At 60.5% G+C, this 14,507-nt stretch carries 13 protein-coding genes and 2 pseudogenes; 6 read left to right on the top strand and 9 right to left on the bottom strand.

What is annotated here, in order from left to right; genetic code table 11:
• Positions 1-585: 585 nt before the first annotated feature.
• Positions 586-1,596 carry an alpha/beta fold hydrolase gene (locus OWC48_RS19195; protein WP_282521363.1) on the top strand — a complete coding sequence of 337 codons (1,011 nt, stop codon included), beginning with the start codon at positions 586-588 and terminating at the stop codon, positions 1,594-1,596.
• Here OWC48_RS19195 and OWC48_RS19190 read toward each other — a convergent pair.
• A pseudogene (locus tag OWC48_RS19190) lies at positions 1,580-1,845 on the bottom strand (hypothetical protein). The gene OWC48_RS19195 and the pseudogene OWC48_RS19190 sit on opposite strands and share 17 nt — an antisense overlap.
• 217 nt (positions 1,846-2,062) lie before the next feature.
• Between OWC48_RS19190 and paoA the strand changes: the two are divergent.
• Genes paoA through paoC form a run of 3 tightly spaced genes read left to right on the top strand, consistent with a single transcriptional unit; the run spans position 2,063 to position 5,798 of the window.
• Positions 2,063-2,632, top strand: coding sequence for an aldehyde dehydrogenase iron-sulfur subunit PaoA (gene paoA, locus OWC48_RS19185; protein WP_282521362.1), 570 nt, complete (start codon positions 2,063-2,065; stop codon positions 2,630-2,632).
• Positions 2,629-3,579, top strand: coding sequence for a xanthine dehydrogenase family protein subunit M (locus OWC48_RS19180; protein ID WP_282521361.1), 951 nt, complete (start codon positions 2,629-2,631; stop codon positions 3,577-3,579). Before paoA ends, OWC48_RS19180 begins: the two co-directional genes overlap by 4 nt.
• A complete protein-coding gene (gene paoC / locus OWC48_RS19175; RefSeq protein WP_282521360.1) occupies positions 3,579-5,798 on the top strand; it encodes an aldehyde oxidoreductase molybdenum-binding subunit PaoC in 2,220 nt (739 codons plus the stop codon). The genes OWC48_RS19180 and paoC overlap by 1 nt, the downstream gene beginning before the upstream one ends.
• 633 nt (positions 5,799-6,431) lie before the next feature.
• Here paoC and OWC48_RS19170 read toward each other — a convergent pair.
• Positions 6,432-7,592 (bottom strand): sensor histidine kinase, encoded by a 1,161-nt coding sequence (locus OWC48_RS19170; protein WP_282521359.1) that lies wholly within the window; start codon positions 7,590-7,592, stop codon positions 6,432-6,434.
• Between the two features lie 1,230 nt (positions 7,593-8,822).
• Between OWC48_RS19170 and OWC48_RS19165 the strand changes: the two genes are divergently transcribed.
• The gene (locus OWC48_RS19165) at positions 8,823-9,017 is read left to right on the top strand and encodes a hypothetical protein (RefSeq protein WP_282521358.1); all 195 of its coding nucleotides are present in this window, start codon (positions 8,823-8,825) and stop codon (positions 9,015-9,017) included.
• A gap of 22 nt (positions 9,018-9,039) precedes the next feature.
• Here the strand turns inward: OWC48_RS19165 and OWC48_RS19160 are convergent.
• Positions 9,040-9,463 (bottom strand): annotated as a pseudogene (locus OWC48_RS19160) (Ku protein); the annotation flags it as partial.
• A gap of 356 nt (positions 9,464-9,819) precedes the next feature.
• Here OWC48_RS19160 and OWC48_RS19155 point away from each other — a divergent pair.
• Positions 9,820-10,077 (top strand): hypothetical protein, encoded by a 258-nt coding sequence (locus tag OWC48_RS19155; RefSeq protein ID WP_282521357.1) that lies wholly within the window; start codon positions 9,820-9,822, stop codon positions 10,075-10,077.
• Positions 10,078-10,336: 259 nt separating this feature from the next.
• Here the strand turns inward: OWC48_RS19155 and OWC48_RS19150 are convergent, their stop codons facing one another.
• The 6 genes from OWC48_RS19150 to OWC48_RS19125 all read right to left on the bottom strand — a co-directional run bounded on the left by OWC48_RS19150 (position 10,337) and on the right by OWC48_RS19125 (position 14,387).
• Positions 10,337-10,552, bottom strand: coding sequence for a hypothetical protein (locus OWC48_RS19150; RefSeq protein ID WP_282521356.1), 216 nt, complete (start codon positions 10,550-10,552; stop codon positions 10,337-10,339).
• A gap of 112 nt (positions 10,553-10,664) precedes the next feature.
• Positions 10,665-11,588, bottom strand: coding sequence for a DUF72 domain-containing protein (locus OWC48_RS19145; protein ID WP_282521355.1), 924 nt, complete (start codon positions 11,586-11,588; stop codon positions 10,665-10,667).
• Between the two features lie 3 nt (positions 11,589-11,591).
• Positions 11,592-12,320, bottom strand: coding sequence for a cell envelope biogenesis protein TolA (locus OWC48_RS19140; RefSeq protein ID WP_306664386.1), 729 nt, complete (start codon positions 12,318-12,320; stop codon positions 11,592-11,594).
• Positions 12,321-12,871: 551 nt separating this feature from the next.
• Entirely contained in the window at positions 12,872-13,375 is a 504-nt protein-coding gene (locus OWC48_RS19135) for a ferritin-like domain-containing protein (RefSeq protein WP_282521354.1), read from the bottom strand.
• 62 nt (positions 13,376-13,437) lie between these two features.
• Entirely contained in the window at positions 13,438-13,752 is a 315-nt protein-coding gene (locus OWC48_RS19130; RefSeq protein WP_282521353.1) for a hypothetical protein, read from the bottom strand.
• Positions 13,749-14,387: a cysteine hydrolase family protein gene (locus OWC48_RS19125; RefSeq protein WP_282521352.1), complete on the bottom strand. Its 639-nt coding sequence runs from the start codon at positions 14,385-14,387 to the stop codon at positions 13,749-13,751. Before OWC48_RS19125 ends, OWC48_RS19130 begins: the two co-directional genes overlap by 4 nt.
• Positions 14,388-14,507: the final 120 nt, after the last annotated feature.

Here is a 14,507-nt window from a genome sequence, read left to right as displayed (position 1 = left end):
CATTTCGAAACGACCGCGCTCCCTTAGCCCCCCTGAACTCGTCCGCCCACCACCTTAATGGCGCTCCGGTCAGAACTCGGCGGCATGGGTGGATAGGCTGCTAAGAGAGAGGCACACATCGGACACAGGCTGGCTCGCCAACCCTTTCACCGAGGGATAGCGCGACTGCATGCTGGGCACGTGACGGGCGACCGTCGAAGCGATGCGGCCCATCAGTTCATCACTTCCGTGAGCAGACCCTCATGGAAAGTCTTGCTTTGAACGAGCCTTTCTTTGCTGTCTTCACCCGGTGTTGCTTGCCAAGCCATCGGATTAGGGGCCGGGTGCTGTCGTCCGACTTACTCGAACGCCCGGCCGAGCCGAGTTCCAAGTTCCATTTCGCCCTCCGGGGACGCCGGATCGGCTGAGGCCAGAAGCCCAAATAGGGTCGTGCATGAAAGCCAATGAAGCATAGGAGGCAAGCAAGTGACTAAATGCATTGATCACACCAGCGCGGCAGGAACGTACCGAAGTCGCGGGTGTTCGATCCTCTGCTCCATTCCGCACTGGCATTTTCATCGGGCAGACCATTCCGAGGCACCACACATGGCTCTATCGCGCACAAGTTCTTCATCGTTTAGGCCGGCTGTCGCGGTGGTCGCCGGCGGCGCCGTCCTGCTGGCGGCGACGGCCCTGGTAAACCGACAGCTTGCGCGGAAGGCGGAACGCGCAAATCCACATCGAGGCAAATTCATCGATGTCGATGGCGTTCGGCTCCACTACGTGGAGCGCGGCAGCGGCCGTCCGCTGCTTCTGCTCCACGGCAACGGCACAATGATCGAGGATCTGCAGTCGAGCGGCCTGATCGACCGCGCGGCTGAGAAGTACAGGGTAATCGCGTTCGATCGCCCGGGCTTCGGCCACAGCTCGAGGCCCCGGGGCGGTGTTTGGGGGCCGAACGAACAGGCGGACTTGTTCCGGAAGGCCCTCGAACGGTTGGGCATTCAGCGTGCGATCGTGCTTGGGCATTCGTGGGCGGCTTTGATCGCCGTCGCACTGGCCACAAGGCACCCCGCTCTCGTTGAAGGGCTGGTGCTCGCGTCGGGATACTATTTTCCGACTTCTCGCCTCGATCTGGCGGCGCCGTCCGTTCCGGCGATCCCCGTACTGGGAGACGTTATCAGCAACACCATCTCGCCGGTCCTTGCCCGGTTGATGTGGCCAACCCTCTTGCGCAAGGTCTTCGGACCGCAGCCGGTCCCGGGAAAGTTCGCCGGCTTCCCGGTCGAAATGGCTGTGAGACCGTCGCAGCTCCACGCTAGTGCAGAGGAGTCCGCGATGATGGTTCCGATGGCTGGGGCGGCTTCGAAGACCTACCGCGAAATCAAGATGCCAATGGTCATAATTGCGGGCGAGGACGACCGCTTGATCGACGTCGAGCAATCCGCGCGATTGCATCGCATGATCAGTCACAGCAGGCTGCGACGCATCGCTGGGGCGGGGCATATGATCCAGCAGACTAACACTTCGGAGTTGATGGCGGCCGTCGATGAGGTGGCCTCCATTTCAGTCCAAGGCGCTCGCGATCCGGCACGCGTCATCACGGCCGATCGTTAGTCGGCGGGCACTCCGGGCAAGTGTCGCCCATCGAGTCCAGGACGTCCCAGACTTCTGCGTTCGCTTCGTCTGGAGAGATGCCATCGAGCGGATCCTGACGGGCGAGACGGAGGGCGCGTGGGCGCGCGTGCGGATCGGCTGGTCTCTCGCCTCACTGTGCTCCTCGCATTCGTGGATGGCGCCGGCCACCAGCAATACGTCGATCGCCCAGCCGCGTAGCGTCCTGATCCGTAGCTTTTGCTCCTGCAGAAACGAGTCCTTCTGCCGAGCGGGTCGCCCGAAACTTACCGCTGCTTGGAACCCCGATCGGTGACGACTGCACGGCCCGAGATGATCGTATGAACCCTATGGCGACAGAAGACTTATCCTGCGTCCGTCCATGCTCAGAGGGAGATCCGCAGATGACATCTGCAAATCCACCGAACAGGAAATGTGAAGGCGAGGCGTCTTGGTGGGCGGGACGGCCATGATCGGGCTAGGTTCGGGCGGGGAAGCGCCAGCGACCAGTTCCGATGCCGCACGGCGGGGCTTCGATGTCTCGTTCGAGGTGAATGGCGAGCCGCTCAATTTTCGTCTCGACACTCGCACCACGCTACTCGATGCGCTGCGCGAGCATGCTCACCTCACCGGCACGAAGAAGGGGTGCGATCACGGTCAGTGCGGCGCCTGCACGGTCATCGTCAACGGCGTGCGCATCAATTCGTGTCTCACGCTTGCCGTCATGCACGAAGGTGACAAGATCACGACGATCGAAGGACTGGGGGAGCCGGACCACCTTCATCCGATGCAGGCTGCCTTCGTCGAGCACGACGGCTATCAGTGCGGATACTGCACGCCCGGGCAAATCTGCTCGGCGGTCGCGGTGCTCGAGGAGATCAAAGCGGGCATCCCGAGCCACGCCAGCGTTGATCTGACGTCTCATCCCGAGCTCACGAATGCCGAACTCCGGGAACGAATGAGCGGGAATATCTGCCGCTGCGGCGCCTACTCCAACATCGCCGACGCAATAGCCCAGGTCGCGGAGAGCAGCACATGAAGGAGTTTACCTACGAACGTGCCACGTCGGCCCAGGAAGCCGCCGCCAAGGCGCAGAGAATCGAAGGCGCGAAGTTTATCGCAGGTGGTACCAATCTGCTCGATCTGATGAAGTTGGAGATCGAGACGCCGGACCACCTCATCGACGTCAACGGACTGGGCCTCGATATGATCGAGACAACCCCAGAGGGCGGACTGCGCATTGGCGCGTTGGTCCGGAATACCAGTCTTGCCGCTGACCTGCGCGTCCGGCGGGACTACGCCGTCCTCAGCCGAGCGCTTCTCGCCGGCGCTTCCGGTCAGCTCCGCAACAAGGCGACGACCGCGGGAAATCTCCTGCAGCGGACCCGCTGTCCCTACTTCTACGACACGAACCAACCATGCAATAAGCGAAGCCCGGGTGCGGGCTGTGCCGCGATCGACGGCGTCAGCCGACAACTCGGGATAATCGGCGTCAGCGAGGCATGCATAGCCACCCATCCGTCAGACATGGCGGTCGCCATGCGGGTGCTGGACGCCGAGGTCGAGACCGTGGATCCGGCGGGGCAGGCGCGAAAGATTCCCGTTGCTGATTTTCACCGGCTTCCCGGAGACTCTCCGCACATCGAGACTTCGCTTTACTCCGGCGAACTCATCACGGCGGTGACGTTGCCGCCTCCGGTCAGCGGTAATCACATCTACCGAAAGGTTCGTGATCGCGCCTCCTATGCGTTCGCCCTTGTCTCTGTCGCCGCCATTCTTCAGCGCGATGGGACGGGTCGTGTGGCAGTTGGCGGCGTGGCCCACAAGCCGTGGCGGGTTGAGGAAGCCGAGGCCGAGTTGCCGAAAGGCGCCAAGCCCTTCGCCGCTGGGCTGCTGGCCGATGCAAAACCCACCCAGGACAACGCGTTCAAGCTACCTCTCGTCGAACGGACGGTGGCGGCCGCCATAAACGAAGCGAGACAGTGATGAAGTTCGATAAACCCGCTGGAGCCAACCCGATCGACCGCATGCGGGTCGTGGGACGCGCGCACCCCCGCATCGACGGTCCATTGAAGACGTCGGGAAGGGCAACGTACGCCTATGAGCATAAGGACGTGGTGGCCAACCCGGCCTACGGCGTCATCGTGGCATCGGCGATAAGCAAGGGTCGCATTGAGCACATGGATGTGCAGGCCGCGGAGCGCGCCGCGGGGGTCATCGCCGTCGTGACGGCTGATAATGCCGGAAAGCTCGGCAAGGGAAAATTCAACACGGCCAAGCTGCTCGGCGGCCCTGAAGTGGATCATTATCATCAGGCAATCGCGGTCGTGGTGGCGGAGACGTTCGAGCAGGCGCGGGCGGCCGCGGCACTGGTCGGGATAAAGTATTCACGCAAAGAAGGCAGCTTCGATCTCGTCGAAGCGTTGAAGGAGGCGCCGCTTGCAAAGGACCCTAACAGTCCCGACAAGGACGCACCTCCCGAAAGCCGCACTGGCGACTTTCAGCAGGCTTTCTCTCGAGCTCCCGTCAAGCTTGACGAACTCTATACGACCCCCGACCAGAGCCATTCGATGATGGAGCCCCATGCATCCATCGCCGAATGGAAAGGAGACAAGTTGACCGTTTGGACATCCAACCAGATGATCGACTGGGGCCGGTCGGATCTGGCGACTACGCTCGGAATCCCGAAGGAAAACGTTCGCTTCGTATCGCCTTATGTCGGCGGCGGCTTCGGCGGCAAGCTGTTCCTGCGCTCCGACGCTGTGATGGCGGCCCTTGGAGCAAAGGCGGCGGGCCGACCAGTGAAAGTCACGCTGCCGCGTCCGCTGATTCCCAACAACACGACGCATCGTCCGGCCACCCGGCAGCGCATCCGGATCGGCGCGGCCCACGACGGGCACATCATGGCAATTGCCCACGAAAGCGGCTCGGGCGATCTTCCTGAGGGCCAGCCCGAGACTGCGATCAATCAGACGAGGCTGCTGTACGCGGGGCCCAGTCGTCTGACCTCGATGCGACTGGCCGTCCTGGACTTGCCCGAGGGAAATTCGATGCGCGCGCCTGGCGAGGCGCCGGGAATGATGGCGCTCGAGATCGCGATGGACGAATTGGCGGAGAAACTCGGGATGGATCCTGTCGAACTGCGCATCGTCAACGACACCCAGGTCGACCCGGAGAAACCGGACCGGCCGTTCTCTCAGCGAAACCTGGTGCAGTGTCTGCGCGAGGGCGCAGAGCGCTTTGGCTGGCGAAACCGCAATTCGAATCCTGCGAATAGGCGCGAGGGAAGCTGGTTGATTGGAACGGGTGTGGCAGCCGCCTTCCGGAACAACTTGCTTGTTCCGTCCGGCGCGCGCGTCTATCTGGGGCAGGACGGGCTCGTCACCGTCGAGACCGATATGACGGACATCGGCACCGGCAGTTACACGATCATCGCGCAGACCGCTGCCGAGATGATGGGTATCGACATGGAAAAGGTCGTGGTTCGGCTCGGCGACTCCTCCTTCCCGGTCTCTTCCGGATCCGGAGGGCAGTTCGGTGCCAACAGTTCGACTTCGGGCGTCTACGCGGCGTGCGTCAAGCTGCGGGAAGCCGTGGCGCAGCGGCTCGGCTTCAACTCAGCGGAGGCGACGTTCGAGGATGGTCAAGTGCGCGCCGGCAATCGATCGGCGAAGCTGGTTGACGCCGTCCACGCCGGCGAGCTCGTCGCCGAAGACACGATGGAATGGGGAGCTCTCGGCAAGACCTTTCAGCAATCGACGTTCGGTGCTCACTTCGTCGAAGTCGCCGTCGACGCCTTCACGGGCGAAATTCGGGTACGGCGCATGCTCGCCGTCTGTGCTGCGGGCCGCATCCTGAATCCGACGACCGCGCGAAGTCAGGTGATCGGAGCCATGACCATGGGCGTTGGCGCGGCGCTTATGGAGGAATTGGCGGTAGACAAACGCCGTGGCTTCTTCGTCAACCACGACCTTGCCGGTTATGAAGTACCGGTCCATGCCGACATACCGCATCAGGAAGTGATCTTTCTCGAGGAGGCCGATGACAAGGTCTCGCCGATGAAGGCGAAGGGCGTGGCCGAGCTCGGCATATGCGGGGTAGCCGCTGCGGTCGCAAATGCCGTCTATAATGCGACTGGCGTTCGGGTGCGAAACTACCCGGTGACCCTCGACAAGCAAATCGCTGCGTTACCCGTGGTGGCCTAGCGCAAGGCGGTGCAGAGTAGATAACCCATGGGACGACCCACCTGCCGCCGCGTTGTCGAGTAGCATTAAGTCAGGACCGCTGGCCTGACCATCACGGCTGCCTCCGAAAGGCGGTGGTATGATCTGGTTCTCGACATTAATTTGCAAGGACACACGTGGAGCCTGTGCTGGAGTAGCTACCGCCGACGGACGACGTTTTTTTTCTGAGCGGATACGGCTCCGGCGGTGTGCCTGAATGCTCTTGGGCACCCGCCTTAAAATAGCCCTGCATAGGTGAACCGCTCAAGCGCATGATCGACATTGTGCTGACAGCGCGACTGTTCGTTAACGATCAAGACAAGCGCACTGAACCGTTGTAAAGCTCCCAGGTCCAAAGAGTTTGCCGACCATGCTCTGCGGATACGAAGCTCGGCGTGTTCGCATGCCGGGCTTCGTTTTACCCTTTAACTGCGCAATCTTCGGGTGATTGCTTTTCTTGCACCGAGATTGCTTTGTCGGGAATAAAGAACCCAGTGAGCGATGGTGGTGAGCCGCCAACTTTGCAGCCTGCATCCGTAGCGGCTCATGTACTGGCCATTAAAATGCTGGTTTTGATGATCAGTCGGCCGGCGCCGATCGAGTAGGCGCCCTATGTCACGTTATCAATGGGAATGTCAGGGTTGTGGTCGTGCCCGCGCTGGTACTGCTCTGATCGATGGCGCCGCCTATTTGCCTCGCGAGGGAGGCGATCAGTTTGAGGCCCGAGCCGTTTTGGTTTGGGTTTGCCATGCCACGTCCATTGTCGGACACCGTCAGACGGGCTTGGCTATAATCGACACCCCCGATTAATTTGACTCTGATTTTTCCTCCGCCCGAGCCGAAGGCGTGCTTTATACTGTTCATTGCGGTCTCATTGAGAATGAGTCCCACCGGGAGCGCTCGGTCGATCGTCAGTTCGAGCTCGTCACACTCAACTTCTACTTCCACCTCTTCGACCTGGTTACGGATAGCACTACAAAGCGCTCGGATATAATGGGATAGTCTGACGACCTGTCCTTCTGCCCGAGGAGCAAGTTGATCATGCGCGAGTGAAATCGCATTGATGCGGCTAGCGACGTGATCAAGGGCTCGATGCGACTCCGGGTCGCTGTACCTGCGCTTTTGTATTGAGATTGAGGATAAGACGAGCTGGAAGTTATTTTTGACGCGGTGTTGCATCTCCCGAAGCAAGATCTGCCCTCTTTGCGCTTCGGCCACGGCGGCCATTAGACGCGCTTGCTCATCAGGACGCGCATTGTGGCGCAGCACGGTACCTATCATGGCCGCCACAGCGGTCAAAAACTCCGTGGTGTCCTGCGAGAAGTCTCTTGGTGCCGTACTGTCCACCTCTAAAACCCCCCACGCAGCGCCGTTTATCAGTACAGGTACGTTGCTGACGGCCACGATGCCATGCTCGGCTAAAAATTCGGAGCGAATGAAGTCGTTTTGCTCGGCGAAGTTTCTGATGCTTACTGGCTCCCCTGCTTGAAAAGCCCGGCCGGGGGGCGAGCGCAAGTCAACGGAGAACGTCGCGGTGCGCACGACACCGTCTTTCCAGCCGACGCCTGCGACTAACAGAAGATCTGACGTCTCAGGACGATATCGAAGGATTTTTACGTGGTGAATCTCGATAGCTCTCGCGATCTGGATAACAGTCTTATCCAGGAAACGGTCCAGGTCTGCGTCTTCAACTGAAAGACGACCAATATCGACAAGGATGCGAATGTGTCGCCGGACTTTGTCGAGCACGTCGCCTTCGGTTTTACGCTCTTCCATCGGCTTCCAGCCTTCGCCAGGCCCAGGCAGCTAGGTCACTTCTGCGGATCGTCCCGGCGCTGAGCCGCTTCGGTATTCCGGGTCAAGCTGCGCGCGCTCGCCCCGGCTCAACCTTCCGGTCTGAAGCAGGCCATATAGAATGGCCCCACCGAGGACAAAGGCGCCGATAAAGAGCATCCAAACTCCGATTACCGAAGTATTGCCGAGCAGCATGCCGACGCCAGTATTTCCCATCTTCGTTCTCGCCGTTTGTCTTCGAGAACCAAACCCGGATTAGAGGGGAGGTTCCTCGACCTGATACCTGGAGGTGCACTACCGAGCTCGTTGGTGCCAGGTAGGGTGACGTCAACCGCGTCGCAGGTGAGGGTGGCAACGGGCTGCAATAGGAACGAAATAACGTGAAGCCGCTTGGTCGCTAAAGGTCTTGCGGTATGAAAGTCTCTGGGTTTGCGCTTGTCCTGGCAATTATCCTTCCCTGCGCCGCGTTCGCTCAAGGTGGCGGAGGCGGCGGAGGCGGTGGCTCCGCCGGTGGAGGAGCGGGTGGCACAGCCTCGTCCGGAGCGGCAACGGGCACAACGTCACCATCAAGCGCTGGTGCGGCCCGTGCAGGGTCAACCGCAAACCCGGGCGGAGCATCGCCGGGTGTGAACGACACTTCCAGAGCCAATCCCACTGATGCTGCGGGCTCAACCCAATCTGGCTCAAATCAGGGAACGGGAGAAACTAACGGCTCCGCAGGTGGCCGACAGGCACCCGGTACGAATGCCGCCGGTACGGCCGTGCCGTCAGGATCTTCAGGAGCCAGCGCGCAGGGTGCAGCGCCCGGAGGAATCGGGAAGCCGACGACGACGAGCGAGCAGGATAGCTATGCCAAAATCGATCAAGAGAATAACAAGCCAGACAGAACGGTAGGGAAGATTTGCAAAAATTGCTAAAGCTCATGCTTTGTTCGATCCTCATTTCGGGATTTGCGATCGTTCAAGCGACTGACGCAAAGAGCCTGCGACATGATCGCCACGCGCGGCTATCGGCCGCGGCGGATCAGCGAACCCCTGCCAGATCAGCCCAAGACCTCCGCGAGCCCGCGGACAAAGCATTGGACAAAAAAATCAAGAGTATATGCAGGGGATGTTAGGGCGGCTCATACGCGCCGTTTAGCCTTAGCAGACAGCAAGACAGTGAATAGCAATACGTAAGAACATCGCACCGCGTATCAGAAAGGACCTGGAAATGGACGACGAACGAAAATCATCGAAAGCGGGGGGACGGGCCGCTAAAGGCTTGCGCGAGGCAACGGCCAAGGAAGAGGCGAAAACCGAGAGCAAGACGGGGCACGATCTTGCCAAGAGCGCGGATCGCTTCGAAGAACGCTCGAAAAGCTCCGATGGAAAAAGCGCCCAAGAAAAACAAAAGGGCAAAATGTAGAGCCTGCGCTCTCCTGCGGAGCTTATGCTGATTTTTTGGTCTTCGCAGCTTTTCTCGCTCTGCCCCGCTCAGCCGGCGTGGGCGAAGCTTTCCCTTGTTGGCCAATGCTTGCGCGCAGCGCATCCATAAGGCTGACGACGTTGCTTGGAGGCTGTTTCTTCGCTGCCGGCAACGGGACGCCCTTCCTTTTTGGCGAGAAGTTCGGTTAAAGCCGCCTCGTAACGGTCTTCGAATTTTTCGGCCTCGAAAGGCCCGGATTTCTGTTCAACGATATGTTTTGCGAGATCGAGCATGTCCTTCGTGATCTTAACATCCTGAATGTCGCCAAAATATTCCGCTGCGTTGCGCACTTCGTAAGGATAACGCAGCAGCATCCCCATGTGGCCTTTGTCGCGGGCTTCAAGGGCTATGATATGCTCGCGGTTTGTCAGGACGACGCGGGCGATGCGCCCAGGCTTCGGACCTGGCTCTCGCCCATGCGTCGGGGTCCGAGCGGTCTTTCCTATGCCCGTGATGGTCGCACTCGGTCACGGCTCCCTGATCGATAAGCGTTCCGAGGGCCCAGCCCTGCAGGGTGAGAAACGCCTGCCGGGTGCTGCCACCTGACGATGATCGCTTGAGATTGGTCTTCATGGGAAAGCCCCGAATCAATTTGTTCCTCTTTCTTATAGCACCGGCGTCAAGAGCCTCTGCGAAGCCAGACGATATCCCCGCTCTCCCGCATGCGCGAAGTCGTTCCCATCGCTGGAACTTCGTGGAATCGCTGGCATTAATGTGCGGGAAACTTGCTGACGGAGGATGCATGGCGGTAAATAAGCCGACGGGAGACAACGCCCGCAAAGGCGCTGTGAAAAAGCGCTCTCAGACGAAGAGCACGATTGGCGGCGCAAGCGCCTGGACCAAGCGCGACAGGAAGTCGGGGGAGTTCATGGCAGTGAAGCGCCCAGGCAAGAAGAAAAAGACGGCCAAGAAGTTTAAGGGCGTACGCGTCGAGAAAAAGAAGGCCGCGAAAAAACGTACGGCGAAGAAGACCGCTAAAAGGAAGACCGCCCGGCGCTAGGCCGCGTACGGGGAACGGTGAAAAGGTTCGGGGTGGATCGGCGCTTCGTAAATCTCGGCGCCACTCTCGTCCCGTACCCGGATATAGTTCCCGCGCTTCGAGAGTTCCGGATGCGATGCGCGATAAACTTCGCGTGCTCCTGCGCCTCGCGTCGGGATACGCATGGATGTCCGACCCTGTCATGGGCGGAAACAGAGCCGGCAAGATCGAAGAAGAACTGTTTCATAGAAGCTGAAACGCCGCTTCCCCGGCAGCGTTCCTAACGCCCCGCCGACAGCCGCCGGGCATTCGCCGCGACTATTTTCCTGTAATGATCGAGGACGTGGCCGCAGTCGCCGCCGTGGATGAAGATCGTTCCGGCCGCTGAGGCGGCGTCGAGCTTCTCCGTCACCATGAGAAACATCTCGTCAGAGGTGCCGTTTCCCGCGGCCAACTGCCGGAGCCGCAAATCCATGACCTCTAGCGCATCGGCCATGAGTGTCAGCGCTGAAAACCAAAAAAGCATGTCCGCTCCGCACTGACTTTGGAAATTTCCAAGGTGCCGCAATTAGGGCGCCGAGGGTAAGCGCCCGCTGCGGCCGGGGTTCCTAAGCGGTGCGGGGTCTCCGCTGTTTCGGACGGAGAGGCGCCAGCATGCGATGCAGGGTTTTCGCGTTGGCCGGCGCATGGGCGTCGTAGTCGTTGTTAAAATAGATCCAGGCCCGCTTCGCGCCGCTCTCCCTGATCCGGTCCGCCCATTTCAAAAGCTCCTCATCCGAATAGTTATGGCGGTACCAGCGCTCGGGTCCATGGAGGCGGACGTAAACCTCATCTGCCGTCCGGACGAGTTCGTCAGGAAGGCGCGGGCCGCTGCACGAGCAGAAGATGATCCCGGCCTCGCGGAAGGCACGATAGACTTCCTCATTCCACCAGCTCTTGTGCCTGAACTCGACCGCGTTGCGCCGCGCAGGATCGAGCTGACTCACGATCGAAGTGAGGCGGGCCTTTGTGTACCGGTAGCTCGGCGGGAGCTGGAACAGGAAGCAGCCCATCTGCTCGCCGAGAATATCGGCGATGACTCCAAAATCACGGATCAGCGTCTTCGTGCCTTTGAACGTTTTGACGTGGGTGATGATTTCGCAGACTTTGACGGTGTAGACGACGTCCTTGCCGCCCGGCTGGCGGCGCCAGGCTTGAACGTTCGCGACGGTAGGCCATGAGTAAAATGACGCGTTGATCTCGACGGTATCGAATGCTGAAGAGTAATGCGGGAACCAGTTCGCCTGCGGCACCGACGCGTAAAAAGAATCCCGCCATTTCCAGTAACGCCAGCCGGAACAGCCGACGAAGATTGTCTTCTTCAAGTCAGGCGGTGGCGGAAGGCCCTCGCTCTCCATCTTGAGCCTCACGCGGTGCATCTTAGCCGCGCGCAGGATGTTATTCTCGCGCTGCTTTTCGCGGCGAAGCCGGCGCCGTTCGCGTCTTTCCTCCAGCGTCAGTTGTTTGATGGGGGCAGGAGATGAGGAAGGCACCGGTCAGTCCTTCGCCTTCCGCAAATTGCCTTCGAGGCGCTTTCTAAGCTCGCGCCAGCGCTCGTCTTCTGCCTCGGCGCGGCTCTGCGCGGCCTCCAGATCCTTCGCTATGGCGTCAGCTCTTTCCTCGTGATCGGCTTCTGACTCAAGAAGCGCCGCTTGGGCCTTCTCAATTGCTTGGTTGCGTTTCTCGCGGGCCCTGGCAGCTTCGGCCTCTTCCTTCGCGCGGCGCGCTTTCTGTGCGCGCTCCTCATTCTCGTATCTCACCGCGGCCTTGCGTTCCGCTTTCTCGTCGTGCGTTCTCGGCGAAGCTTTCCTCCCGGGTCTTTCCTTCTTGCGCGGCTGTGCGTCGAGCGATGCGGCGGATGGCAACTCCGCGTGCTCTCTGAAGGCGGAGCTTGATCCGACCGGCCGCTGCAGCACGACACCGGGCTTTGCCATGGCGGCGGCGATCACCGTCTCGTCCTCCGCTTCTCTCGCGAAGCCCTGGTGGAAGAGGTTGCTGGCCGCGCCCCATGCTTCGAGCGCAGCCTTCATCGAGGGGGCCGCAATGGCGAGATCGAAAAATCCCTGGGAAGTCTGATAGACCTTGAGCTTGCGCGGCATTCCGGTCCAATGGATCGCACCACGGGTTTGTTCCGGCGCCGGAACGTTTTGGTTCCGAAATTGGAACCGGCGGGCGACATCGGGGTTGGTCGCCGACCGCGTCCTTCGACGCAGGGAGAGCGCCATGATTCTCGGAAGCTTTGATCGCCACACACTCGCAAATATGGAAGCTGCTCTCGACCGCATATGCGATGGCCGGCCCGATTGCCAGGACCACGAGCTCCGGTCGTTTATTGCGGACAGCCTCGTGCGCTGCGCCAAGAAGGGTAAGACGACCATCGGCGCTTTGACGGAAGCAGGCGAGGCCGCTCTCGCCGGCCGGTCGATCGCGGAAGTAAGCAGGCGTGAGGGACGGTACGCGACGCCTTAGCTGCTCGGGCTTCCTAGCCGGCGCGCGGCAGCCAACGCCATACGCCGAGGATGTTGATCACAAGCAGGACCGTGTTCTGGACCACCAGTTCGCCTCAAGCACACCATCCGCTATCCAGGCAAGGACGCCGCTATGAAGATTGCGAACCCCCACACGGTAATCCGTGCGTTGAGGTTCGCTGCGACCATGGCGGCCGCGATAATCGTTATGGCCGCTGCCGCCGCCCTCAGTATTTCAAGATCCATAATGTCCTGCAGTAAATAAGGGACCGCACGCGGGGAGCGCGCGGCCCGGGACCGCCAACGGCTCAGGCGGCTTTCTGGTTGACGCTGCGCAGCGCCATCGTGTTCAGCTTCTCGTCGGTCGCCTTCTCCTCATCGAGGTTCTGCTGGAGGACGGAAGCGCAATCCGCGCGGCCCAGCATCTTGGCCCAGGCGATCAGAGTGCCGTAGCGGGTGATCTCGTAGTGCTCGACGGCCTGGGCCGCCGCGATCAGGGCGGCGTCCATGACCTGCTTGTCGTCGATATCGCCCGCGACTTCGCTCGCTTCTTTCAGAATGCCGTCGATAGCCGGGCAGTCGACGCCCTTCGCCGCAACGCCGTGCATCTCGAACATTTTCTCCAGGCGGGTGATCTGCCCTTTGGTCTCGGAAAGATGCGTCTGGAAGCCGTTCTTGAGGCCGGGATCTGTTGCCTTCTCGATCATGTCGGGCAGGTTCTTCGCGATCTGCTGCTCGGCGTAATAGATGTCCTGCAGGGTGTGCACGAACAGGTCGTTGAGTGTTTTGATTTCCTTGGTGAAAAAGCCCATGGGGTCCTCCGGGTTTGGTTTCGGACAGCAAACATTCCGCCGGGAGGACCGTTCCTAAACGTTCACAGGACAATGATTTCCTGGGCGCGAATAACGATCTCCTCCTGTGAAAGCTCCCGCTCAAAGCGCTCATGCAGGACCCGCCAGTACTCCGGTGCGAGTTTTGCTGCCATGACTTCTGTAACGGCGACATTGTCCCGTAGGGTCTCCCCGCCGCTGCGCCACAGGCCCTGGCCCGGCGCCCGGACAAAGCTCGTCGCGCCGCCGAACTTTCCGCTTAGCTCTTCGAGAAGTTCTTCAAACCAGCGCTGTGAAACCGGCTTGCCATCGCCTTTCTCCTTGGGCAGGAGAATCTGGATCAGGTAGGAGTTGTTCACGACACAAGCCTCGCCAGCGCGCTTCCGGGCCAGCTGTTCAGAAGCGTCTCGGTCGTGACGCACTCGACCTGCTGCCCGAAGCGGTTCATGTAGATATTCATCATGGAATCATGCGTCTCGTCGGCTGAACCGCACAGAGCATCGGTCACCAGAATGACGCGGAAGCCCCAGTCGATCGCGCCGAGCACGGTGGCGAGCACGCAGACATCGGTTTCGCCGCCGGTGATGATGACTGTATCGACACCGGCGCCGCGCAGCTGTTCGTGCAGGTCGCTTCCGGTCCAGGGCGAGTAGACGTGCTTGTCGAAGGTGCGCGCCGGGGGAACGAACTGCGCAAGGTCCGGAACGAGACCGATCATCTCGGTGCCGAGGCGATCGATCGTCATCGCTTCCCAGCGCTCATAATAATGCCGCCACATGCCGACGCCCTGGCCGGGCTTTTTCGCGGGGATAAAGCGGGTGAAAATGGTCCGCTCGGGATGCCCGCCCGCGATCAAAACGATATTCGGCAGCACGCGCCGCAGCCACGGCATCTTCCATTCAGTGGTTTCCGAGAACATCCTCTGCATATCGACGCAGATATGAACCGCATTCTCGCCGGGATTTCCCCAGCGCAGGTCGTCGTTCTTTGCCATGGCACTATCCTCAAACGCCAGCTCCAACGGAGCGGCGCAGATGCTGGTTCCTGTCCTTAAAAAGGGTTGCGGCCTGCAACCCGGCTAGCCATGCGGCAATGAGCGGGGGGCGGCGGAAGG

The organism is Bradyrhizobium sp. Arg816 (assembly GCF_029989365.1).
Classification (GTDB): domain Bacteria; phylum Pseudomonadota; class Alphaproteobacteria; order Rhizobiales; family Xanthobacteraceae; genus Bradyrhizobium.
Note: the sequence above shows the minus strand (reverse complement) of the source record. Positions and strands in the feature narration are given on the sequence as shown.

Bases quoted from the DNA above. Each gene is read 5' to 3' on its own strand.
- paoC (WP_282521360.1), top strand. From the start codon at position 3,579: ATGAAGTTCGATAAACCCGCTGGAGCCAACCCGATCGACCGCATGCGG.
- paoA (WP_282521362.1), top strand. From the start codon at position 2,063: ATGATCGGGCTAGGTTCGGGCGGGGAAGCGCCAGCGACCAGTTCCGAT.
- OWC48_RS19165 (WP_282521358.1), top strand. From the start codon at position 8,823: ATGGACGACGAACGAAAATCATCGAAAGCGGGGGGACGGGCCGCTAAA.
- OWC48_RS19155 (WP_282521357.1), top strand. From the start codon at position 9,820: ATGGCGGTAAATAAGCCGACGGGAGACAACGCCCGCAAAGGCGCTGTG.
- OWC48_RS19150 (WP_282521356.1), bottom strand. From the start codon at position 10,552: ATGGCCGATGCGCTAGAGGTCATGGATTTGCGGCTCCGGCAGTTGGCC.
- OWC48_RS19180 (WP_282521361.1), top strand. From the start codon at position 2,629: ATGAAGGAGTTTACCTACGAACGTGCCACGTCGGCCCAGGAAGCCGCC.
- OWC48_RS19195 (WP_282521363.1), top strand. From the start codon at position 586: ATGGCTCTATCGCGCACAAGTTCTTCATCGTTTAGGCCGGCTGTCGCG.
- OWC48_RS19125 (WP_282521352.1), bottom strand. From the start codon at position 14,387: ATGGCAAAGAACGACGACCTGCGCTGGGGAAATCCCGGCGAGAATGCG.
- OWC48_RS19135 (WP_282521354.1), bottom strand. From the start codon at position 13,375: ATGGGCTTTTTCACCAAGGAAATCAAAACACTCAACGACCTGTTCGTG.
- OWC48_RS19140 (WP_306664386.1), bottom strand. From the start codon at position 12,320: ATGGCGCTCTCCCTGCGTCGAAGGACGCGGTCGGCGACCAACCCCGAT.
- OWC48_RS19170 (WP_282521359.1), bottom strand. From the start codon at position 7,592: ATGGAAGAGCGTAAAACCGAAGGCGACGTGCTCGACAAAGTCCGGCGA.